This is a genomic window from Stenotrophomonas sp. TWI377 (genome assembly GCF_039674525.1).
Taxonomy (GTDB): Bacteria; Pseudomonadota; Gammaproteobacteria; order Xanthomonadales; family Xanthomonadaceae; genus Stenotrophomonas.
The window spans coordinates 684,521-705,197 of the sequence record NZ_JBDJNT010000001.1; the positions used below are offsets into that span (position 1 = coordinate 684,521).

General features: G+C 65.5%; 22 protein-coding genes. 12 read left to right on the forward strand and 10 right to left on the reverse strand.

The window, feature by feature from the left end:
- Positions 1-50 precede the first annotated feature (50 nt).
- Positions 51-851, reverse strand: coding sequence for an FHA domain-containing protein (locus ABE546_RS02965; protein WP_346462650.1), 801 nt, complete (start codon positions 849-851; stop codon positions 51-53).
- 121 nt (positions 852-972) lie between these two features.
- Between ABE546_RS02965 and ABE546_RS02970 the strand changes: the two genes are divergently transcribed.
- From ABE546_RS02970 to ABE546_RS02980, 3 genes are all read left to right on the forward strand, one after another.
- Complete coding sequence (locus ABE546_RS02970) at positions 973-1,248, forward strand: polyhydroxyalkanoic acid system family protein (protein WP_313210757.1); 276 nt, start codon at positions 973-975, stop codon at positions 1,246-1,248.
- Positions 1,249-1,346: 98 nt separating this feature from the next.
- A complete protein-coding gene (locus ABE546_RS02975; protein ID WP_313210755.1) occupies positions 1,347-1,841 on the forward strand; it encodes a phasin family protein in 495 nt (164 codons plus the stop codon).
- 274 nt (positions 1,842-2,115) lie between these two features.
- Positions 2,116-3,129 carry a restriction endonuclease gene (locus tag ABE546_RS02980; RefSeq protein ID WP_346462651.1) on the forward strand — a complete coding sequence of 338 codons (1,014 nt, stop codon included), beginning with the start codon at positions 2,116-2,118 and terminating at the stop codon, positions 3,127-3,129.
- A gap of 3 nt (positions 3,130-3,132) precedes the next feature.
- Here ABE546_RS02980 and hutC read toward each other — a convergent pair whose 3' ends face one another.
- Positions 3,133-3,861: a histidine utilization repressor gene (gene hutC, locus ABE546_RS02985; protein ID WP_313210751.1), complete on the reverse strand. Its 729-nt coding sequence runs from the start codon at positions 3,859-3,861 to the stop codon at positions 3,133-3,135.
- Positions 3,862-3,888: 27 nt separating this feature from the next.
- Positions 3,889-5,265, reverse strand: a complete 1,377-nt coding sequence (locus ABE546_RS02990) for a formimidoylglutamate deiminase (RefSeq protein WP_346462652.1) — start codon at positions 5,263-5,265, stop codon at positions 3,889-3,891.
- A 63-nt stretch (positions 5,266-5,328) separates the two neighbouring features.
- Between ABE546_RS02990 and hutI the strand changes: the two genes are divergently transcribed.
- The 8 genes from hutI to ABE546_RS03030 all read left to right on the forward strand — a co-directional run bounded on the left by hutI (position 5,329) and on the right by ABE546_RS03030 (position 15,852).
- Positions 5,329-6,528 carry an imidazolonepropionase gene (gene hutI / locus ABE546_RS02995; RefSeq protein WP_346462653.1) on the forward strand — a complete coding sequence of 400 codons (1,200 nt, stop codon included), beginning with the start codon at positions 5,329-5,331 and terminating at the stop codon, positions 6,526-6,528.
- Positions 6,529-6,551: 23 nt separating this feature from the next.
- Positions 6,552-8,093, forward strand: a complete 1,542-nt coding sequence (gene hutH, locus ABE546_RS03000) for a histidine ammonia-lyase (protein WP_346462654.1) — start codon at positions 6,552-6,554, stop codon at positions 8,091-8,093.
- Positions 8,090-8,923 carry an N-formylglutamate deformylase gene (hutG, locus tag ABE546_RS03005; RefSeq protein WP_346462655.1) on the forward strand — a complete coding sequence of 278 codons (834 nt, stop codon included), beginning with the start codon at positions 8,090-8,092 and terminating at the stop codon, positions 8,921-8,923. Before hutH ends, hutG begins: the two co-directional genes overlap by 4 nt.
- Entirely contained in the window at positions 8,920-10,587 is a 1,668-nt protein-coding gene (gene hutU / locus ABE546_RS03010; RefSeq protein ID WP_346462656.1) for a urocanate hydratase, read from the forward strand. The genes hutG and hutU overlap by 4 nt, the downstream gene beginning before the upstream one ends.
- Before the next feature lie 38 nt (positions 10,588-10,625).
- Positions 10,626-12,410 (forward strand): hypothetical protein, encoded by a 1,785-nt coding sequence (locus ABE546_RS03015; RefSeq protein WP_346462657.1) that lies wholly within the window; start codon positions 10,626-10,628, stop codon positions 12,408-12,410.
- A 342-nt stretch (positions 12,411-12,752) separates the two neighbouring features.
- Positions 12,753-12,959 carry a hypothetical protein gene (locus ABE546_RS03020; protein WP_346462658.1) on the forward strand — a complete coding sequence of 69 codons (207 nt, stop codon included), beginning with the start codon at positions 12,753-12,755 and terminating at the stop codon, positions 12,957-12,959.
- Entirely contained in the window at positions 12,931-13,596 is a 666-nt protein-coding gene (locus ABE546_RS03025; protein WP_346462659.1) for a hypothetical protein, read from the forward strand. The genes ABE546_RS03020 and ABE546_RS03025 overlap by 29 nt, the downstream gene beginning before the upstream one ends.
- A 123-nt stretch (positions 13,597-13,719) precedes the next feature.
- Entirely contained in the window at positions 13,720-15,852 is a 2,133-nt protein-coding gene (locus tag ABE546_RS03030; RefSeq protein WP_346462660.1) for a TonB-dependent receptor, read from the forward strand.
- A 27-nt stretch (positions 15,853-15,879) separates the two neighbouring features.
- Here ABE546_RS03030 and ABE546_RS03035 read toward each other — a convergent pair whose 3' ends face one another.
- The 5 genes from ABE546_RS03035 to ABE546_RS03055 all read right to left on the reverse strand — a co-directional run bounded on the left by ABE546_RS03035 (position 15,880) and on the right by ABE546_RS03055 (position 18,939).
- Positions 15,880-16,647, reverse strand: a complete 768-nt coding sequence (locus ABE546_RS03035; RefSeq protein ID WP_346462661.1) for a cyclic nucleotide-binding domain-containing protein — start codon at positions 16,645-16,647, stop codon at positions 15,880-15,882.
- A 207-nt stretch (positions 16,648-16,854) separates the two neighbouring features.
- Complete coding sequence (locus ABE546_RS03040) at positions 16,855-17,076, reverse strand: hypothetical protein (RefSeq protein ID WP_313210733.1); 222 nt, start codon at positions 17,074-17,076, stop codon at positions 16,855-16,857.
- An 81-nt stretch (positions 17,077-17,157) separates the two neighbouring features.
- On the reverse strand, positions 17,158-17,541 hold the full coding sequence (locus ABE546_RS03045; protein ID WP_313218769.1) for a hypothetical protein: 384 nt from the start codon (positions 17,539-17,541) through the stop codon (positions 17,158-17,160).
- A 2-nt stretch (positions 17,542-17,543) separates the two neighbouring features.
- The gene (locus ABE546_RS03050; protein ID WP_346462704.1) at positions 17,544-18,230 is read right to left on the reverse strand and encodes an SGNH/GDSL hydrolase family protein; all 687 of its coding nucleotides are present in this window, start codon (positions 18,228-18,230) and stop codon (positions 17,544-17,546) included.
- A gap of 133 nt (positions 18,231-18,363) precedes the next feature.
- A complete protein-coding gene (locus tag ABE546_RS03055) occupies positions 18,364-18,939 on the reverse strand; it encodes a TetR/AcrR family transcriptional regulator (protein WP_313210729.1) in 576 nt (191 codons plus the stop codon).
- Between the two features lie 82 nt (positions 18,940-19,021).
- Between ABE546_RS03055 and ABE546_RS03060 the strand changes: the two genes are divergently transcribed.
- Positions 19,022-19,561, forward strand: a complete 540-nt coding sequence (locus ABE546_RS03060) for a thioesterase family protein (RefSeq protein WP_346462662.1) — start codon at positions 19,022-19,024, stop codon at positions 19,559-19,561.
- 32 nt (positions 19,562-19,593) lie between these two features.
- On the opposite strand, the gene ABE546_RS03065 is transcribed toward ABE546_RS03060, so the two are convergent.
- Entirely contained in the window at positions 19,594-20,265 is a 672-nt protein-coding gene (locus ABE546_RS03065; protein WP_346462663.1) for an HAD family hydrolase, read from the reverse strand.
- 15 nt (positions 20,266-20,280) lie between these two features.
- Entirely contained in the window at positions 20,281-20,613 is a 333-nt protein-coding gene (locus tag ABE546_RS03070) for a hypothetical protein (protein ID WP_346462664.1), read from the reverse strand.
- Positions 20,614-20,677 lie beyond the last annotated feature (64 nt).

Sequence of the window (20,677 nt, forward strand, 5' to 3'; positions counted from 1 at the left end):
CCGTGGTTTGCGTAGCAAATCACGGGGCATCAGCGCGGATGCGATGACGTTTACCGCGCCCCGAACCAGAGCAGGCCGCTGAGCGCTGCGGCCAGCAGCAACGCACTGGCCAACAGCCACGGCCAGCGGCTCACCCGTTTGGGCGCAGCCACCGGTTCCGGGCGCTGGCGTGCCTCGAAGCCGTCGTCCTCTTCGTCGATCACGATGCGCTTGCGGCCGTCGTGTGGGACTTCGAGCACGAAGCGGTGCTGGGCATCGAAGACCAGCTGATCGCCCGGCTGCAGCCAGCAATGGCGAACGGTGACGCCATTGACCCGCGTGGACTCGCCGGCGCCCAGGTCGCGCAGCAGCAGGCGCTCCCCATGCTGCTCCAGGCGGGCGTGCTGTTCGGCGAAGGCAGGGTCGTCGATGACGATGTCCGCCTCCGGCCCCCGCCCGATCACGCGCGGACGATCCAGGGTGAAGCTGCGCCCGTGGTGCTGGCCGCCGACCCCGCGCAACAGGCGCTGGTCGTCGCTGCCATCATCGCTGCGTGGCGGCGCGTGCGCGACAGCTTCGCAATCGCCCTGCACCACCATCTCCACGCCGTCGGCGTAGACGGCGTCGCCTGCACGCAGCAGCGCCATCCGGCGCACCGGGCGGCCGTTGACGTGGATGCCGCGGATGCCGTTGGCGACCTGCAGCCACAGGCCGCGGTCATCCAGGCAGAACTGGGCCAGCAGCAAGGTGCCGGGGGCGTCATCGCAAAGCCGGACGGTGCCCGATGCATGACGCACGATGCGCTGCACCCCGGGCCGCAGGGGCTGGTCGGGATGTTGGCGTTGAGTAAAGTGAACTAGCAGGTTCTGCACGCGGCGCAGCCTAGCAGGTTGAATGTCAGGGAAGAAGAAGTGTGACGCAGACCTTGGAGTTGTGCCTGAGGATGCGCACAATGCACGCCCAAATCCGCGCCGTTGTCCGCCAGGAGGCTGTATGTCCACCATCGATATCCGTCACGCCCACTCCCTGCCCGCCGAAAATGCGCGCAAAGCCATCGAAGAAGTCGCCGCCAAACTGTCCGAGCGTTTCGGTCTGCAGTCCAACTGGGTGGGCGACGTGTTGAATTTCAGCGGCTCCGGCGTGGACGGCGCGATCGCGCTGCAGCCCGGCCAGGTGCAGGTCACCGCCAAGCTCGGCTTCCTGCTCTCGGCCATGAAGGGCATGGTGGAAAGCGAGATCCAGCGCGTGTTGCAGGAAAAGCTCGGCTGAACCGACGCCCGGCCCGGCGCTGCACAGGCGCCGGCCATCACACCGCTTGAAGCCGGCGATGCATACGATCCAAGGGTGTCCACCCAAGGGATCGCCCCATGCATTCACCCAACGACTTCGACGATCGCATCCCCGGCGAGAAGCCCTCGCTGCAGGATCAGGCCGAGCGCTTCTCGCGCAAGCTGACCGATTCGGCCCAGCAGATATGGCTGGCGGGTCTGGGCGCCTTCGGGCGTGCGCAGGCCGAAGGCAGCCGTGTCTTCGACAACCTGGTCAAGGAAGGCGAGAACATCGAGGCCCGCAACCGCGAGCAGACCGGCGATACACCGCGCTGGCGCGACAATGTCGAGGAACACCTCGGCGAGGCCCGTGAAAAGGCCAGCGGCACCTGGGACAAGGTCGAGAAGGCCTTCGATGACCGGGTCCAGGGCGTGCTGAAGCGTCTGCACATCCCGACCGCCGAGGATGTCGCCGCGCTCAATGCCCGGATCGATGCGCTCAACACCCGGGTCAACCGTGCCGAGGCCCGCAACGCCTCGCCGTCGGCCGATCCATCGCCGGGTACGCACCAGTCGCCGACCTCCGATGCCTGACTGAACTGATCCGACCACGTTTGTTGCAAAGCAGCACGACTTTGTTGACAATCGAAATCGACCCGCCAATCGCTTCCACCGCCGTTTGTTCCCTCCCCTCACGGCTCTGGATTGGCGGGTTTTTTGTGGGCGCTGCTACCGCAAGGCCCCGCAAAGTGAGACGGCCGTCACCGACGTGACCGCCGGATGCGAACCGGCTCGAAAACGACGCGCCGCTGACGTGCAAAGGCGCATATAAACTGTCTATCGCACTTCCCTGTTCATATCCCCCTGCATGCTCTCCTGGATTCTGGCCCTGCTGTTGGCCCTCATCGCCTGGTTCCTGGCCACGGCCTACTTCTGGCTGATCAAACGGAAGCGCAAGGAGACCCAGCTCGGCCTGAATGCCTTGGCCGGCATGCACTGGCGCGAGTTTTCCCTGATCGTGCGGCGCGCGATGCACGAGCAGCGCGGGCTGCAGGACGTGCCGGACGAGGCCGTGGACAGCCGCGAACCCCGCAGCGATTTCCTGATGCACGACGGGCCGCAGCGCTGGCTGCTCTCCTGCAAGCACGGGCGCGCCTACCGGATCGGCACGGCGGCGGTGAACGAACTGGGCGCCGCCGCGCGCCTGGCCGGTGCGCGTGGCGGCATCCTGATCACCGAGGGCAAGGTCGAGCGCGATGGACGCATCGCCGCTGAAAAACAGAGCGTCGAGGTCCTCGACGGCCCGCTGCTGTGGCCGTTGCTGAAGCCCTACCTGCCGGGCGACATGGAGGCCCGTGTCGAGGCCGGTGCCCGTGGCGAAGCCCTCCGCCGCATCTCGATCGCGGCACTGGGCGCGGCGACGCTGGGCCTGATGGTCGGGCTGGGCTCGCTGACCGCCGGGCTGGAAACGGAGTGGGCCGACGACGAAACCGCGGCGGCCGCGCCGGCTGCAGCGAAAACACCCGCGCCGGCCGGCACCCAGCCCACGCCTGCGACACCGGCCCCCGCGGCCCCCGAGACCGCTGGCCGCGCTGCCGACGCCGCCCCGCCTGCAATGGAAGCGAACCCGGACGACGCCACGCTGGACCGCTATCAGCAGGAACTGTCACGCAACGTGGCCAGCCGCCCCGGCGTGGCCAGTGGCATCTGGCTGACCCGGCAGACGCTGGCGATCAACCGCACCGGCGAAATCGATACGATCTGGCCGCTGATCTGCGAGGAAGTGACCCGCTACCCGGCGCTGCGCACCGTGCGCATCCAGCTCAACCCGCGCCCCGGCGTGGATGAGCCGGTCCGCTGGCGGCAGTGCACCACACTGTAAGGCTCAGCGCGCGCCCGGCGAGAAACGGGCAACCAGATCGTAGGCATCGCCCAGGAACATCTGCCGCACGCAGGTGATCGGCTGCTCGCCGCGCCAGGTAAGGCGGTCGATGACCAGGCACGCCGTGCCGGGTTTGACCTGCAGCAGCGTGGCGGCCGCCTCATCCGCGCCCCAGGCACTGATCCGGTGCTGGGCGCGTGTCCACGAGACGTTCTGCAGCAGCCAGCTGCCCGGCGCCGTGGTCTCGAAATCCACCGCCAACACCTCCGGCACGCCGACCGGGCTGATCAGGCGGTGCTCCAGCGCCAGCGGCCGGCCATCGGCCAGGTGCAGGCAGCGGATCGCCAGCAGCTTCTCGCCGCCGGCCAGGGTGGTTTCCTCCGCAACCTGCTCGCGCGGTCGCCGGTAGGCACGCTCCAGCAGCTGGTAGCCATAGACGTGCCCGCGCGCTTCCACCGCCATCGCGATGTCGGGAATCTCCAGCGCCACCTGTTCCAGGTGCGGCGGCTGGCGCGCGACGAACGAGCCCGCACGGCGGCGGCGCTCGATCATGCCGCTCTCGGCCAACGCGGTCAGCACCTTGTTCACGGTCATCCGCGAGCAGCCGTACTGCTCCATCAGCTCGTGTTCGTAGGGGATGCGGAAGCCAGGCTCCCACTGTCCACTGAGGATGCGGCTTTCCAGATCAGCACGGATGCGCTGATTGAGGGTTGCTGCTTTCTTGCCCGTCACTCTGGATTCCTGCATGGGAGGGTCTGATCAGACCCTCAACAACGGTCGAAGTGCCGCGGCGAACCGTGCGGCCACCGCCTCGCGTTGCGGGTGGCGACCATCACGGACCCACTGGCGCCCTTGGCGCCACACCGATCGCACGGCGCCATTACGTGCGGCGAACACCCAGCTGTCAAGCAAGGCGTCGCCGTCGCGGGCGATCAGCGCCGGGTGATCCGGATCGAGTTCGACCAGGTCGGCCGGCGCACCGGCCTGCAGCCCGGTGGTCACGCCCAGCGCCTGCGCAGCACCGTTCAACGACTGTTCGTACAGCCAGCGGCCGGTGGACTGACCATCGCCCGGGGCCAGCACATTGCGCCCGCGCAGTTGCAGGCGCTGGCCGTACTCGAGCAGGCGCAGTTCTTCGGCCGCGTCGATCAGCACGTTGGAATCCGAGCCCACGCCGAACCGGCCACCGGCACGTGCGAAGGCCTGCATCGGGAACAGGCCGTCACCCAGGTTCGCCTCGGTGATCGGGCACAGCCCGGCCACCGCACGGCTGGCTACGATCTGCTGCATCTCCGCTTCGGTGATGTGGGTGGCATGCACCAGGCACCAGCGCGCATCCACCGGCGCGTGTTCGTACAGCCACTGCACCGGCCGCATGCCGCTCCAGGCGACGCAGGCATCGACCTCGCGGGTCTGTTCGGCGATGTGGATGTGGACGGGCCCGCTATTGAGCGGCAGCAACGCCGACAATTCCTCGCCGGTCACCGCGCGCAGGCTGTGCGGGGCGAAACCGAGCACCGCATCGTCCTGGTCCTGCAGCGCGCGCGTGCAGCCCTGCAGCAGCGCAGCAAACCCGTCGACATCGTGGATCAGCCGGCGCTGGGCCGGATTTGGCGCGGCGCCGCCGAAATCGGCATGCGCGTAGAACACCGGCAACAGGGTCAGGCCGATGCCGCTGGACCGGGCAGCGGCCGCGATACGCTCGGCCATCTCGGCACGGTTGGCATAGGCCGCGCCGTCCGGGCCATGGTGCAGGTAATGGAACTCGCCGACCCGGGTGAAGCCGGATTCCAGCATTTCCACATACGCCTGCTCGGCAATCGCCTGCATGGCCTCGGGCTGCAGATGCGCGAGGAAGCGGTACATCAGCTCACGCCAGCTCCAGAAGCTGTCGCCGCTGTTGCCGCCGATCTCGGTCAGTCCGGCCATGCCGCGCTGGAAAGCGTGGCTGTGCAGGTTGCCCAGGCCCGGCACCGCGATCGCCAACGCGGTATCGCCCGGCGCGCCCGACACACCTTCGGTCACCTCGATGAATCTGCCGCCCTGGCTGAGGATGCGCACATCGCGCGCCCAGCCATGTGGCAGCAGCGCATGAGCGGCGTGGAAACGAAGGATCGGTGCGGGGGTGGCTGGCATCACTGGACATCCCGGAAGAGGCGTCTATATTGTATAGACATATACACCGATGTGGTTGCTGCCATGCACTGTGACACCCTCTGGTACCACGCCAACCTGATCACCGTCGACGGCCCGGGCCTGGGCGTGATCGAGGAGGGCGTCATCGCCGCGACCGATGGGCGCATCGTGCATGTCGGTGCGGCCGGATCTGCCGATCACCTGCAGCCGGTCCAGCGTATCGACTGCGCCGGGCGCTGGATCAGCCCCGGCCTGATCGACTGCCACACCCACCTGGTCTATGCCGGCAACCGCGCCGGCGAGTTCGAGCAGCGCCTGCAGGGCGTGAGCTATGCCGACATCGCCCGCGCCGGCGGCGGCATCGTCTCCACCGTGCGGGCCACCCGCGCCGCCAGCGAGGCCGACCTGCTCGCCGCGAGCCTGCCCCGGCTGGACGCCATGCTGGCCGAAGGCATCACCACGCTCGAGATCAAATCCGGTTACGGGTTGACCCTGGCCGATGAGACCAAGCAGCTGACCGTCGCGCGCGAACTGGGCCGCCAGCGCGCGGTCGAGATCGTGCCGACCTTCCTCGGCGCGCATGCGATCCCGCCGGGCCGCGAAGCGCAGGAGTACATCGACGAGGTCTGCAACGTCATGATTCCGGCCGTTTCGGCGGCCGGGCTGGCCGAGGCGGTAGACGTGTTCTGCGAGAACATCGCCTTCAGCGCCGCACAGGCCGAGCAGGTCTTCCTCGCCGCGCAGCAACACGGGCTGGCGATCAAGATCCATGCCGAGCAGCTCAGCAACCAGCACGGTGCCGCCCTGGCGGCACGTCACGGCGCACTGTCGGCCGACCATATCGAACACCTCGACGCCGACGGCATCGCCGCGATGCGCAGCGCCGGCACCGTGGCGGTGCTGCTGCCGGGCGCGTTCTATTTCACCCGCGATACCACCCTGCCCCCGATCGCCGACCTGCGGGCGGCCGGCGTACCACTGGCGCTGGCCACCGATTCCAACCCCGGCACCTCGCCGCTGACCAGCCCGCTGCTGGCGATGAACATGGCCGCCACCCTGTTCCGCATGACCGTGGCGGAGTGCATCGCCGGCTTCACCCGTGAAGCGGCGCGCGCCCTTGGCCGGCAGGACCGGATCGGCCGGCTCGCCGTCGGCCTGGACTGCAACCTCGCCCTGTGGGACATCGAGGCGCCTGCCGACCTCGTCTACCGCATGGGTTTCAACCCCCTGCACGGCCGCGTGATGTGCGGCCAATCCGTCTGAATCTAGTGATGTCTGGAGATTTCATGAGCACTACCCTGACCCTGCACCCCGGCGCCGTCACGCTGGCGCAATGGCGCGCGATCCATGACGGCGCGCGGGTGCGGCTGGACCCGGCCTCGGCCGCGGCCGTGCTGCGCAGCGCGCAGACCGTGGCCGACATCGTCGCCAAGGGCGCACCGGTGTACGGCATCAATACCGGCTTCGGCAAGTTGGCCAGCGTGCGCATCGAGCGCGACGACCTGGAAACCCTGCAGCGCAATATCGTGCTTTCGCATGCCGCCGGCGTCGGCGAGCCGATGCCCGCACCCGTGGTGCGCCTGATGATGGCGTTGAAGCTGGCCAGCCTCGCCCAGGGCGCCTCGGGGATCCGCCCGCAGACGCTGGCCCTGCTGGAAGCCTTCCTGCAGCACGACTTCATTCCGGTGATTCCGTGCCAGGGCTCGGTCGGTGCCTCCGGCGATCTGGCCCCGCTCTCGCACCTGGCCAGCGTGATGATCGGCGTGGGCGAAGCCTTCGTGGCGGGCGAGCGCCTGCCGGCGGCCGAGGCGCTGGCCAAGGTCGGCCTGGCCCCGCTGGTACTGGGCGCGAAGGAAGGCCTGGCGCTGCTCAACGGCACCCAGTACTCCACCGCCTATGCACTGGCCGGTCTGTTCGCGATCGATACCGTGTTCCGCGCGGCGCTGGTCACCGGCGCGCTGTCGGTGGAAGCAGCCAAGGGCTCGGACACCCCGTTCGATCCGCGCATCCACAGCATCCGTGGCCAGCGCGGGCAGATCGCCACCGCCGCCGCGCTGCGCACCCTGATGCAGGGCTCGGCGATCCGCGAATCGCACCGCGACAACGACGTGCGCGTGCAGGATCCGTACTGCCTGCGCTGCCAGCCGCAGGTCATGGGCGCCGCGTTCGACGTGATGCGCCAGGCCGCCACCACGCTGGCGATCGAAGCCAACGGCGTGTCCGACAATCCGCTGGTGTTCACCGATACCAATGAGGCACTGAGCGGCGGCAATTTCCACGCCGAGCCGGTCGCTTTCGCGGCGGACATGCTGGCGATGGCCGTGTGCGAGATCGGCTCGATCAGCGAGCGCCGCACCGCGATGCTGGTCGACCCGGCCCTGTCCGGGCTGCCGGCCTTCCTCACCCCGAAGCCCGGTTTGAATTCCGGTTTCATGATTCCGCAGGTCACCGCCGCGGCGCTGGTCTCGGAAAACAAGCAGCGCGCCTACCCGGCCAGCGTCGACTCGATCCCGACCTCGGCCAACCAGGAAGATCACGTCTCGATGGCCGCGCACGGTGCACGCCGCCTGATGGCGATGGCCGAGAACGCGGCCAATGTGATCGGCATCGAGCTGCTCGCCGCTGCACAGGGCTGCGATTTCCATGCCCCGCTGCGCTCCAGCGATGCGCTGGAAGCGGTGCGCCAGCGCCTGCGCGCACAGGTGCCGACGCTGGAAGACGACCGTTACTTCCACCCGGACATGGTGGCCGCGACCGACCTGGTGCGCAGTGGCGTGCTGGCTGAAGGGCTGGCCGACATCCTGCCGCCGCTGGAGCCGCTGGCATGACGACCCCACCGGATTGGCTGCAGATCCACCGCGGCGATGTGCCGTTGATCGTCAGCTTCCCGCACACCGGCACCGAGCTGCCCGATGCACTGGCCGCGCAGTTCGTGTCGCCGTGGCTGGCCCGCCGCGACGCCGACTGGTGGGTGCATGAGCTGTACGGCTTCGCGCAGCAGATGGGCGCCACCACGGTGCGCACCGCGGTGTCGCGCTCGGTCATCGACGTCAACCGCGACCCCAGCGGCACCTCGCTGTACCCGGGCCAGAACACCACCGGCCTGTGCCCGCTGACCACCTTCGACAACCAGCCGCTGTACCGCGATGGCCACGGCCCGGACGAAGCGGAAATCGCGCGCCGCCGCGATACCTGGTTCGCGCCCTACCACGACGCCCTCGCCGCGGAGATCGCGCGCCTGCGTGCCCTGCACGGCACCGTGGTGGTGTATGACGCGCACTCGATCCGCTCGCACATCCCGCACCTGTTCGATGGCCAGCTGCCGCAGTTCAACCTCGGCACCAACGGCGATACCACCTGCGACAACGCGCTGACCGACGTGGTCGACAACCTGTGCGCGATGAGCGGCATGAGCCATGTGCGCAACGGCCGCTTCAAGGGCGGCTACATCACCCGCCATTACAGCGACATCCCCGGCGGCGTGCATACGCTGCAGATGGAGCTGGCCTGCCGCGGCTACATGCACGAGCCCGAGGCCGTGGATGAGCACAGCTGGCCCACGCCATTGGATCCCGATCACGCCGCCCCGCTGCGCGCCACGCTGCAGCAGGTGCTCGATGCCTGTCTCGACTTCGCTACGTCCCGGAGTGCTGCATGACCCGTCTCGATTCCACCCGCACCATCCTCGCCCCGACCGGCACCACGCTGACCTGCAAGAGCTGGCTGACCGAAGCTCCGCTGCGCATGCTGATGAACAACCTGCACCCGGACGTGGCCGAGCGCCCGCAGGAGCTGGTGGTCTACGGCGGCATCGGCCGCGCGGCGCGCGACTGGGAGAGCTACGACAAAATCATCGAGACCCTGCAGCGGCTGGAGGATGACCAGACCCTGCTGGTGCAGTCCGGCAAGCCGGTCGGCGTGTTCCGCACCCACGTGGATGCCCCGCGCGTGCTGATCGCCAACTCCAACCTGGTGCCGCGGTGGGCCAACTGGGACCACTTCAACGAGCTCGATAAGAAGGGCCTGGCCATGTATGGCCAGATGACCGCCGGCAGCTGGATCTACATCGGCGCACAGGGCATCGTGCAGGGCACCTACGAGACCTTCGTGGAAATGGGCCGCCAGCATTACAACGGCAGCCTGGCCGGCAAGTGGCTGTTCACCGGTGGGCTCGGTGGAATGGGCGGCGCGCAGCCGCTGGCCGCGGTGATGGCCGGCGCCTCGTGCCTGGCGGTGGAATGCCGCAAGAGCAGCATCGAGATGCGCCTGCGCACCGGGTATCTGGACACCTGGACCGACGACCTCGACGAAGCGCTGCGCCTGATCGAAGAGTCGTGCACCGCCAAGAAGCCGCTCTCGGTCGGCCTGCTCGGCAACGTCGCCGACGTGCTGGACGAGCTGCTGATCCGCGGCGTGAAGCCGGACCTGCTGACCGACCAGACCTCCGCGCACGACCCGGTCAACGGTTACCTGCCGCAGGGCTGGACGGTGGAAGAATGGGACGACAAGCGCGTCTCCGCGCCGAAGGAAGTGGAAGCGGCCGCGCGCGAATCGATGGCCAACCACATCCGCGCCATGCTCGGCTTCCACTCGCTCGGCGTACCGACCGTGGATTACGGCAACAACCTGCGCCAGATGGCGCTGGAAGAAGGCGTGGAAGATGCCTTCGACTTCCCCGGCTTCGTACCCGCCTACATCCGCCCGCTGTTCTGCCGCGGCATCGGCCCGTTCCGCTGGGCCGCGCTGAGCGGCGATCCGGAGGACATCGCCAAGACCGACGCCAAGGTCAAGGAACTGATCCCGGACAACCCGCACCTGCACCGCTGGCTGGACATGGCCGCCGAGAAGATCAAGTTCCAGGGCCTGCCCGCGCGCATCTGCTGGGTTGGCCTGGGCGATCGTGATCGACTGGGACTGGCCTTCAACGAGATGGTCGCCAATGGCGAGCTGAAGGCGCCGGTGGTGATCGGGCGCGATCATCTGGATTCGGGCAGTGTCGCCTCGCCGAACCGCGAGACCGAGGCCATGCAGGACGGCTCCGATGCCGTTTCCGACTGGCCGCTGCTCAACGCCCTGCTCAACACCGCCAGTGGTGCCACCTGGGTCTCGCTGCACCATGGCGGCGGCGTCGGCATGGGCTTCTCGCAGCATTCGGGCATGGTCATCGTCTGCGACGGTACGGAAGCGGCGGCCAAGCGCATCGCCCGCGTGCTGTGGAACGACCCGGCCACGGGCGTGATGCGGCATGCCGACGCGGGGTATGCGATCGCGGTGGACTGCGCGAAGGAGAAGGGGCTGGATCTGCCTGGGATTCTGGGCTGATACTTGGCAATAATTCTTAAGACTGAAGGGGCGGGATAATGAAACTTAGAAATTTGAGTCGTTGGACGTTGACGGAAGAAACCGCAAGTCTCCTGTTCTTCGCACAACGAATCGATGAACTCCTATTTGATTTATCCCTAGACACTTATAAACCGCCAGCCTTAAATTCACCGAGCCTTTGCCTAGAAGCAATTTCTTTGATCAAAGAGATCGAGAAAGGGACAATTGAGGCATCGAACCTTCAGCACGTCATCGAGGAGCTTGTTTGGAGCTTGCAGAATGACCCTATTGCAAAGAGCCTCCTCGACTCCGAGATTAGTTATTACACTCTTCATAACGATCAAACCCCAATTTCCGCAACAAAACTAAGACTAGAGATTCTATCCAGAACTCTAAATAGCGCTCGCTACATCGAATCAACATGCGAGATGCTATTTGACGCCATCACCAGCAATAAAAAAAAGAGCATTGACTTACACGCAACCGCGCTGATCACTTCACTTGTCAACAATGGCGTCAACAAGCAGTGGCTACATGAGCAGACACATGTATTTTTCTTTGCTCCAAATGGCGAAAAGATCTCCTCCAACGATGCGCTAGCCAAATTCATCAGCATAATAAATCAAGACACACACCATTTTTGCGTTTACGCCGCAGTATCCAATCTGATTCTTCAGACAAAAACTTCACTCGGCTCTTTTAAGATTTCAATTGTTGACCTACAAGATCAGAATATAAAGCTCAATGCCGAATTGAAGCAAATGCTTTTAGAAACTCCGGCTCAGGCGAATGAAGTTTTAGTGAAGATTGACGGCATCGAATGTCGCGATCCTTATACGGCAAGATCAGTCGCTTTCCGTAGACTTGATTTACTTAGCGATCTATTGGCACTCTTTCACCATAGAAAGCAGATCACATGGAGCTCCAGCGCAGTAATTGAATGGGCCTGCTGCGCTTTTGCCCCGGCACGCTGCGACGAATTGCGAAATCCAATGGAAAAGGCTTTCGATTTTCGCGAAGACCGTGCCGCGAAAGAGCTAAACCAGATGATAAGGAACCTCGCACTTCGCCAGAACCCGGCGAGCTTCCAGAGATTCAACAGAGTTGCGGATCTGCATGGAACTTGTATATCTCAGAATATTTCTGAGAATCAGCTTGTAAACCTTTGGACTGCCATTGAGACCCTTATCCCCTCACACGTTGACAGCGGCTCAAAAATAAAGCAAGTAATCAACGCAGCCATACCTTTCATTGGAATAACATACATAAAAAGAATTATTGACAGACTTCTTTTCGACCTGTTGATGTGGGATAAGTGGAGAACGCGAAGAATTCTCAACAAAATCAACGTAGAGAAGGGGACTCCACTGATCGTCAGGCTATCCATTTTCCTTTTTGATCCAGCAGCCCAAGATCTGCGAGACCAGCTCTACGCAAAGCTAGGGGACTTTCACCTTCTCCGATACCGCATATTTTGCATTTCGACGGAATTATCAAACCCTATCAACGTTAAGAGCAGACTGGATCGACACGAAAAGAAGGTTAAGTGGCAGATGCGGAGACTTTACAGGGCTCGCAATCTGATTGTTCACACAAGTCAAACACCTTCATATGTCGGAACGCTAATCGAGAATGGTCATGATTATCTCGACAGCATCATGTTCGGTGTAATTAAGTCATCATGCAGCGATTACAAGATTAGCACTATTGAGCAGTCCTTTGAGCTCACCTCCGTTCTTTATAGAAAGCTCATTTCTGAGATTTCGTCGTGCGAATCATTTGGCGAAGATCGAGCAAGAATATTGGTCTCTGACCCGTACTAGCCCCGACCCGCAGACCTCACGGCGGGGAGATGAATTTGCGACTTCAGTGACCCGAAACATCGCGTCCGATGAAACGCGACAGGGTCGAGCTGGACGTACCCGCCAGCCGCTATCTGCCAGACCTGCGAGGCTTGGCAGCGATCTCTGTCCAGCAATTCATCGACCATGCCTCCGGCGTTCCGGGGTGTTTCCAGCACCAGGTGAGGTGATTACCTTGGAGGTCAATCGCTTCCCGGCCACGCTGGCGGAGGTGTTCAAGGCACTCGCCGGGGGGCCACTGCAGTTCACGCCGGGCGCCGCCAACCGGTACACGCAGATAGACTATCCGGTCGTTACCGCCTGTTGGAAGTGCAGTACCAGCAACCCTATGCGCAGATCGTCCACGAACGTGTGCTGCGTCCGCTGGCATTGACGCACACCTCGTTGAATCCGGCAGGCGCCGCGCAGGAAAACACCGCTATCGCCTGCATCGGCAAACAAAGCTCCCTGCAGCGCGAAGACGACATCGCCTGGTCATCCTATGCCCGCACTGCATACCACCGTCGGTGATCTGGACCGCTTCCTGCTGGCCCTGACCCGCGGGGAGCTGGTGCGTCGTGGCACGCTGCAACGTCTGTGGCAGCCGCAGTTGTTGAGCAACGGGCGACGCAGCGGCTTCTCCGCCGGTTGGGAATTCGAGGAAAGCGGCGACTACCGCATGACGGGGCATGACGGTGGCACGCGGGCGCGGATAGCCTTCAGCGACGGCATGGCCGGGGACACTTACAGCTTCACCTACCTCACCAACGGCAGTGCGAAGAATGTGTGGTCGCGCACGCTGGTGGACAGCACCATGGCGGTGGTGGCCCCGATGCAATTCCCTCGCGAGGCCCTGTCGGAAAGGCTGATCACCTACGCACAGGAGCCCCCGACGGCCGCACGCACAACCGCGTTGAAACAGTGGCTCATCACTACCGGGCGCGGTGATCAGCCGATGCTGGAGCAGGACATCAACCGCGTGGGCGACGCGGTGGCCGAGAACCTGGGCCACGCCACCGCCGTGCACATCTTCACCCTCAACACCACGCTGTTCCCACGCTCGCCCAATGCCTGGGACAGCTTGCCGGAGACCTACTCCGCGCTGGGTGACCTGAAGCAGGCCGAACGGCTGTACGCCAAGTCGAAAGCTCTGGCGGCGCCGCGGTAGCTACGCGCCATACGCCCTACAAAGGTGACGAACCCGCAACATCCTGTTAACTTGCGCGCCCCACATGAAGTTGACAGGGTGCCGCGGCGACGTGGGCGCTGTCCGCACTGATACCGCGCACGAATGACTGCCCTCCCGAATCGCTCCACCGCCCCTGCCCTGTCCCTGCTCGCCGCTGCCTTGCTGGCCAGCCTTGCCGCCACCAACGTCGCCCATGCCGCGCCCGCCGGTCAGGCGGTCACCCTGGATGCGGTGAACGTCACCGCCGCCGATGCCACCGAGGCGGTGCGCCGTGCGCTGGGCCGGGTCCCCGGCGCGGGCAACGTGGTGGATCTGGCGCAGGTCGGCCAGGGCCGCGTCGCCGGCACCGCCGATGTGCTGGCCTACCAGCCCGGCATCAGTGCGCAGAGCGCCGGCAATGAAGGCGTCAAGGTCTCCATCCGCGGTTCGGGCCTCAACCGGGCGCCGGGTGCGCATGCCTCCGGCCTGTCGGTCTCGCTGGATGGTCTGCCGCTGACCGGCCCGGGTGGCACGCCGTACGAGCTGCTGGAGCCGCTGTGGCTGAGCCGCGTGGAGGTCCTGCGCGGTGCCAACGGGTTCGAGCGCGGCGCGTTGGCCTTGGGCGGTGCGATCAACTACATCACCCGCAGCGGCCGCGATACGCCGGGGCTGGAGCTGCACTACGAAGCCGGCGCACGCGGGTACCAGAAGCGCGGGATCAGCCTGGGTGGCGTGCAGGACGCGGTCGATTACTTCATCGCCTACACCGACACCGAGTACGACGGCTATCAGCAGCACGCCGCCGGCAAGGGCAAGGGTGCGGTGGCCAACGTCGGCTGGCAGCTCACGCCGGATCTGGAGACGCGCTTCTTCCTGCGCTACCGCGAGACCGATCACGAAACCCCGGGGCGCCTGACCCGCGCGCAGATCCGCAACGATCCCCGCGCTGCCAATCCGGCCAACCTGGCGATCGACGCGCGCCGCCCGCAGCCGGGCAGCACCTGGATCGGCAACACCACCACCTACACCATCGATGAAGATGCGTCGCTGCAGGCCGGCCTCGTGTATCACAAGTACCCGATGGACTTGAACGAGAGCCTGTACCGCCAGCAGCTGGACTACGCCAACCTCAACGGCACGCTCGACTACCGCCGCCGGCACGCGCTGTTCGGGCATGACAGCGTGACCACGATCGGACTGCGCGTGACCCACGATCTGGATGCCAACGTGCGCGAGACCCTGCGCTTCGCCAGCAACGGGTACGCGGCCGGCACGCACACCCGCGACTTTGAGCATTACGGCACCGACAGCGTGCTGCACGTCGGCAATGATCTGGCGCTGAGCGACACGCTGCGCCTGCAGACCGGCATGGCATTGATCCACACCCGCCGCGATGTGCAAGTCACTTGGCCGGCGACGCCGGAGAAACTGTCCGAGCGCCAGTGGGATTACGCGCCGCGGCTGGGCTTCACCTGGCAGCAGACCCCGCAGACGCAATGGTTCGGCAACCTGAGCCGCTCGCTGGAACCGGCGCATCCGTGGTCGATGATCTGGGGATCGAACCAGTACTTCGCCGCCGGCAACGGTGCCTCCACCGGCCGCCAGCGCGCGCCGGTGGAACTGGACAACCAGACCGCGACCACGCTGGAACTCGGCGCGCGCGGCGACAGCGCGCTCGGCCGCTGGGAGCTGACCGGCTATTACGCGCGCCTCAACCACGAACTGCTCACCGTGGAAGTGCAACCGGTGCCGAACCTGTTCATCGCCGAATCCAACGCCAGCCCGACCGTGCACCGTGGCATCGAAGCCGGCCTGGACAGTGCGCTGTGGCAGGGCGTCGGCGGGCGGCTGTCATTGCGCCAGGCCTACACCTTCAGCGACTTCCGCTACCGCGATGATGCACGCTTCGGTAGCAACCGCCTGCCCGGCCTGCCGCGCCACTACTATCAGGCCGAGCTGCGCTACGATCACCCGGCCGGCTTCTACGCCGGGCTGAACACCGAGTACGCGTCGAAAATGTTCGTCGACTATGCCAACAGCATGGCCGCCGACAGCCACGTGATCTTCGGCACCCGCATCGGCTACGACGCCCCCGGTGGCCGCTGGCAGGCCTGGGCGGAACTGCGCAACCTGAGCGACCGCCACTATGCCGCCACGGTGACCCCGGGCTACGACGATGCGGGCAAGGATGTCGCGCGTTCCACGCCGGGTGATGGGCGCGGTGTGTATGCCGGGGTGCGCTGGCGCTTTGACTGAGCGCCTAGGGCCGTGCGGCATGCCGCGCTAGGCCGCCTGGTTGCGGACCTGCACGCCGACTGCAGCGCTCCGCCGCATGGGGTCGGCGGCCGCCATTGCCTGCAGACGGTCGCGGCCGCGGACTTCCACATCGCGCCCCTCTACAGTCACCAGCCCTTCGGCCTGGAAGCGACGCAGCAAGCGGCTGAGCGTCTCCGGTGCCAAGCGCAGGTAGCTGGCGATATCCATCCGCGACATGGTGAGCTGCCAGCGGTTCGCGGCGTAACCCCGCGCCGCCATGCGGTCGGCCATGTCGATCAGGAACGCGGCCAGCCGCTCGTCGGCCATGCTGTTGCAGGCCAGCTGCGTGGCGCGCGAGATATCCCGGCTCATCAACCGAAACAGTTTGGCCTGCAGCGATGGCATGCGTGTGGCCAGTTCGGCAATCTCATGGAACGGCAATCGGCACAGGGTCACGGTGTCGAGTGCGATCGCATTGCAGGGATAGCGTTGCTCATCGATGGCGCTGAGACCGATGAAATCCCCCGGCATATGGAAGCCGAGCGTCTGCTCGCGCCCGTCGCGATCGACGGCGTACGTCTTGACCATGCCGAGGCGGATGACCGTGATGTACTGGAATGGATCGCCCTGCCGGAACAGCAGACCGCCGGCATGCACCGGCGCGGTGTGTTCGACGAGCCGCTCCAGCTCCTGCAGGTGTGCAGCGGCGAGCACACCCGGGAAGCACTCCGGGGCCACTGGACAGGAACAACACGCCCAGCAACGCGCCGACGGCGTGCCAGCGATGATGCGCATGATCGTGGGTCTCCTGCGATGCTGCGATGGCCGATTCATACTGTTTTGAGTGGCCCGGTTGTGCAATATCCAGGGGCCAGTATTTCTACTGGTTTGTTCTGCTTGCCCCTGACCGCACCGCGCATCCGGACTGAAGCATTCAGTCTGCGCCCGATAGGACGCTGTCACGCGCCGCACGCCCCATATCGCCGCTGCGCCCGCAGCCGCCTAGGTGCCAGTAATGGCCCAGGTGATGAAACCGGTGGCGACCGCGCTGACCGCCAGGCCGATCAGGAACAGCCAATCCGCCAGGCCTTCCAGGAACTGGTTGCGCTTGCGCCGGCGGGTGCGCAGCGCCCAATACGCGCTCAGGCAGGCGCCGAGGTAGATCAGCGAATTGATGCTGAGCAGATCATCGCCGAGGGTGTCGACCTGGCGCAGCCCGGCCACATGACCTGGATCAAGCCGACGCGTATTGCCGGACCAGCCGACCGTATTCAGCGGTCTTGACCGGCCGGCCGCAGGCGGCTGTCAGACCACCGCACCGATCTGGAACATCGGCAGATACAGCCCGAACACAGTCACCAGCGCGCCAGCCAGCATCGACAGCACGCCCAACACGGCCGCCAAGTGGGGGCGATACAGACCGCCTGGACCGCGAAACCACTGCAGCAGCACCAGCATCGGCGCGATCCAGGCCCAGCCATACCCGTGGATCAGCGCGCGCGTGAGCCACGGCAGCGCCACGCCGAAGCTGGTGAACACCTCCTGGAACTGCGGCACCACGAAGAACCCGATGGCGGTCATCACGATCGCGGTCAAGCCACTGCTCAGCACGCCCACCGCCAGCAGGCCGTAGCCGCGCGAGGCAGGCGGGAGCGCGGCTCGTGCCGCCACCGAGTAGGGATTGTTCATCGTCAACGCGCCTGCGCCCGCGCGATCGCCGCTTCGGCCAACGGCACCATCTTCGCGTAACCGGCCGGCGTGGGATGCACGCCATCGGCGGCCATTTCCGGGTCGAGCCCGCCGTCTTTGTTGGTCATGGCCGTGTGGTAATCCAGATAGACCAGACCCTGCTCCTCCGCGTAAGCACGCAACGCCCGATTGAGCGCCGTCACTTTGCCCGCGGGCTGCACGCCGGGTTGCCACGGGTAATCGCTGACCGGCAGCACCGAGGCCAGCACGATGCGAATGTTGTGCGCCTGCGCCAGTTCCACCATCGCGTGCAGGTTGTCTTCGATCATCGCCTGCGTGGTCGGCCCGGTATTGCCGGCGATATCGTTGGTGCCGGCGAGGATCACCACCAGCGCCGGTTTCAGCGCGATGACGTCCTGCTGGAAGCGCAGCAGCATCTGCGCCGTGGTCTGCCCGGAAATACCGCGGTTGACGTACGGCTTGCCCGGGAAGAAACGATCACTGCCGGTCGGTCCCCAGCCCTCGGTGATCGAGTCGCCGTAGAACACCACGCGCTTCGTCCCCGGCGCGACCGGTGCCAGCGCGGCGTTCTCGCCGCGGTAGCGCTGCAGCTGTGGCCAGTCCAGCAGGCGCTGCTGCATCTCCGTGATCTGCGCGGGCGTCGCCTGCTCGGCAGGCACCCGATACAGCGGATTGGTCGCAGGTGATTCCTGCGCGTGCGCACTCGGATGCAGGGCGCACGCGGCGAGCGTCGCGGCGAACACGGTGGAACGGATCAAGGCGGTCAAAGCGCGGCACTCCGGTTGCGGCAGGCCGACAGTCTCAGCGATCGGCGACCAAGGAAACAAGCTGCGCTGCGACGCGATCAAACGGGCCGATGTCGCGCGTGGCCCGGCTCATCGCCACCGCACCCTCGATGCTGGCGATGATCATGGTGGCAATGCCGTTGGCCTGCTCGGGCGAGCGGCCACCGCGGGCCAGCGCTTCGGTCAGACGGGCTTCCCAGCGCGCAAATACCTCGGCCGCGGCCCGCCGTGCATCGTCGGGGGCATCGTCGATCGGCTCTTCGACCGCCGCCGCAAGCACCGGGCACCCCACGTGGAAATCCGAACGGATCAAGCGTTCGCGCCACGCTGCCAGGAACAGGTACAGCCCGTCGGGGGCCGCTCCCTGCAGGCAGGTATCGAGCAGCGCATCCACCTTGGTGCCCGCCAAGGTCGTGGCTTCGGCCAGGACCTGCTGCTTGCCGCCGGGGAAGTGGTGGTAGGTGGAGCCGAACGGCGCCTGCGCGCGCCTGGCGACCTCACGGACGCTGGAGGCATTGAGTCCGTAGGTGGCCAGCATTTCCGCGGCCGCCGCCACGACGCGCTGCGGTGCATCGGAATGACGTGCACTCATGAGCCGGACTCCTTGCTAAGACGAGTGCCATAGATTAGCGTATTTCGATTATGACACCTGTTATAGATGAGCGTCCCTGCCCATGAATCTCTGGTTCCGCCTCCTGTTCCTGCTGCTGTCCTCGCCATTCCGCCCGAAGTTGAGCGCGCCGTTCGCGGTGTCGCGCTTGAACTTCCGGGTGCTGCCCAACGACATCGACAGCAACCTGCACATGACCAACGGCCGCTATTGGACGATCTTCGACCTGGGCCGGCTGGATCTGGTGTTCCGGATGGGCCTGGGCCGGGTGGCATGGCGCTCCAAGTGGGCCCCGATCGTCAGCGGAGGCAGCATCCAGTTCCGGCGGGAGCTCAAGCCGTTCCAGCGCTTCGTGCTGGAAACCCGTCTGGCCGGCTGGGTCGGCACGCGCATCATCATGGAGCAGCGGGTGCTGATCGGCGAGGAGGAAAAGGTCGCCACGCGTGCCCTGCTGATCACCGGCATCTACGACCGCCGGCATCGCCGGTTCGTTTCCACCGATCAGATGATGGAGGCCATCGGCGCGCCCATCGTGCCTTCGCCGGAACTGAGCAAGGCCGCGCAGGCGTTGCTTGCGGCGGAAATGGCGATGAAAGAGGACTGAGGCTCGCGCTGGTCGCGCAGTGACGGGAGCGCTCAGGCGTTGCGCCAGGGAAGGATCTGCGCCTTGGTCATCATCGTCTGTTCGATCAGGCGCAGGCACTTCTCCCCCGGGCTGACCAGATACCACTGCTCGCTGTTGCGCAGTAGCGGCAGGTCCGCGCGATGATCGGTGTAGGCCGTGCGCCACGGCGGCGGATACCCGCGCTCGGTCAGCATGGGAATCTTGTTCTCACCAATGCAGTGGTTTTCGCTGACCCAACCGCCGACACACGGCCGCAGGGTCGAGGCGACCAGCGGTACGTCCTTCAGACCTTCGCGTTCCAGCAACGCGCGCGCCAACGGCTCCCAGCAGCCGGTGGCGATGACAACCTCGTCGCCCTGGGCAAGATGGTGGCGCAGTCGTTCAACGCCCTCAGGCAGGAACACAGGCTCCGGGCCGGCGAATACCTCGTCGGCATGCGCCACGGCAAGCCTGGCCAGCGCCTCGCGGCTGCGTCCGAACGTCGCCATCCACACCGCGAAACGTACCGGCCTCCGTCGCGTGCGCGGTAGTGCCCAGAGCGGCACCAGCACCGGCAGCGCGAGCATGACGCCGGCGATCCGCCACGGTTGGCGGCGCAGCAGACCTTTGAAGAACCGGCTTGCCGTTTCCCAGCGGGTCAGCGTCAAGTCGAAATCAAATACCACCACGGTGCGGTCTGACATCCGTATCAGCTCCTTTCAGAAGACGCCTTGCACCAGCAGTTTGTCGTCATCGGTCGGTGTGAGAACCAACCCGTAAGCCTCGTTTCCGCGATGGAAGCCCGCCGAGCAGATCGCGTCCCAGCCCTGCCCGCAATCCACCTCGGGATGCGCGGCGAAGACGGGGTCACCCTCATTGTCCGGCGCACCGGCGATCCAGCCCGCTGTGAGCAGCAATGCCTTGGCCTGCGCGTACGGCATGCCGACGGTAATACCGATCTGCGTCCAGGCTGCGGGCAACGACGGTGCATCAGCGGCATGCACGTGGCCGGCGAACAGCAGCAGCAACAATGACAGGAACATCGGTTTCATCGGCATCACATCATGGGTGCGGCTGCACAGGATAAAGCGCGGGGCGCGCTGCGGGACGTCACTG

Bases quoted from the DNA above. Each gene is read 5' to 3' on its own strand.
- ABE546_RS02970 (WP_313210757.1), top strand. From the start codon at position 973: ATGTCCACCATCGATATCCGTCACGCCCACTCCCTGCCCGCCGAAAAT.
- ABE546_RS02975 (WP_313210755.1), top strand. From the start codon at position 1,347: ATGCATTCACCCAACGACTTCGACGATCGCATCCCCGGCGAGAAGCCC.
- ABE546_RS02980 (WP_346462651.1), top strand. From the start codon at position 2,116: ATGCTCTCCTGGATTCTGGCCCTGCTGTTGGCCCTCATCGCCTGGTTC.
- ABE546_RS02990 (WP_346462652.1), bottom strand. From the start codon at position 5,265: ATGCCAGCCACCCCCGCACCGATCCTTCGTTTCCACGCCGCTCATGCG.
- hutI (WP_346462653.1), top strand. From the start codon at position 5,329: ATGCACTGTGACACCCTCTGGTACCACGCCAACCTGATCACCGTCGAC.
- hutH (WP_346462654.1), top strand. From the start codon at position 6,552: ATGAGCACTACCCTGACCCTGCACCCCGGCGCCGTCACGCTGGCGCAA.
- hutG (WP_346462655.1), top strand. From the start codon at position 8,090: ATGACGACCCCACCGGATTGGCTGCAGATCCACCGCGGCGATGTGCCG.
- hutU (WP_346462656.1), top strand. From the start codon at position 8,920: ATGACCCGTCTCGATTCCACCCGCACCATCCTCGCCCCGACCGGCACC.
- ABE546_RS03015 (WP_346462657.1), top strand. From the start codon at position 10,626: ATGAAACTTAGAAATTTGAGTCGTTGGACGTTGACGGAAGAAACCGCA.
- ABE546_RS03025 (WP_346462659.1), top strand. From the start codon at position 12,931: ATGCCCGCACTGCATACCACCGTCGGTGATCTGGACCGCTTCCTGCTG.
- ABE546_RS03030 (WP_346462660.1), top strand. From the start codon at position 13,720: ATGACTGCCCTCCCGAATCGCTCCACCGCCCCTGCCCTGTCCCTGCTC.
- ABE546_RS03035 (WP_346462661.1), bottom strand. From the start codon at position 16,647: ATGCGCATCATCGCTGGCACGCCGTCGGCGCGTTGCTGGGCGTGTTGT.
- ABE546_RS03045 (WP_313218769.1), bottom strand. From the start codon at position 17,541: ATGAACAATCCCTACTCGGTGGCGGCACGAGCCGCGCTCCCGCCTGCC.
- ABE546_RS03055 (WP_313210729.1), bottom strand. From the start codon at position 18,939: ATGAGTGCACGTCATTCCGATGCACCGCAGCGCGTCGTGGCGGCGGCC.
- ABE546_RS03060 (WP_346462662.1), top strand. From the start codon at position 19,022: ATGAATCTCTGGTTCCGCCTCCTGTTCCTGCTGCTGTCCTCGCCATTC.
- ABE546_RS03065 (WP_346462663.1), bottom strand. From the start codon at position 20,265: ATGTCAGACCGCACCGTGGTGGTATTTGATTTCGACTTGACGCTGACC.
- ABE546_RS03070 (WP_346462664.1), bottom strand. From the start codon at position 20,613: ATGAAACCGATGTTCCTGTCATTGTTGCTGCTGCTGTTCGCCGGCCAC.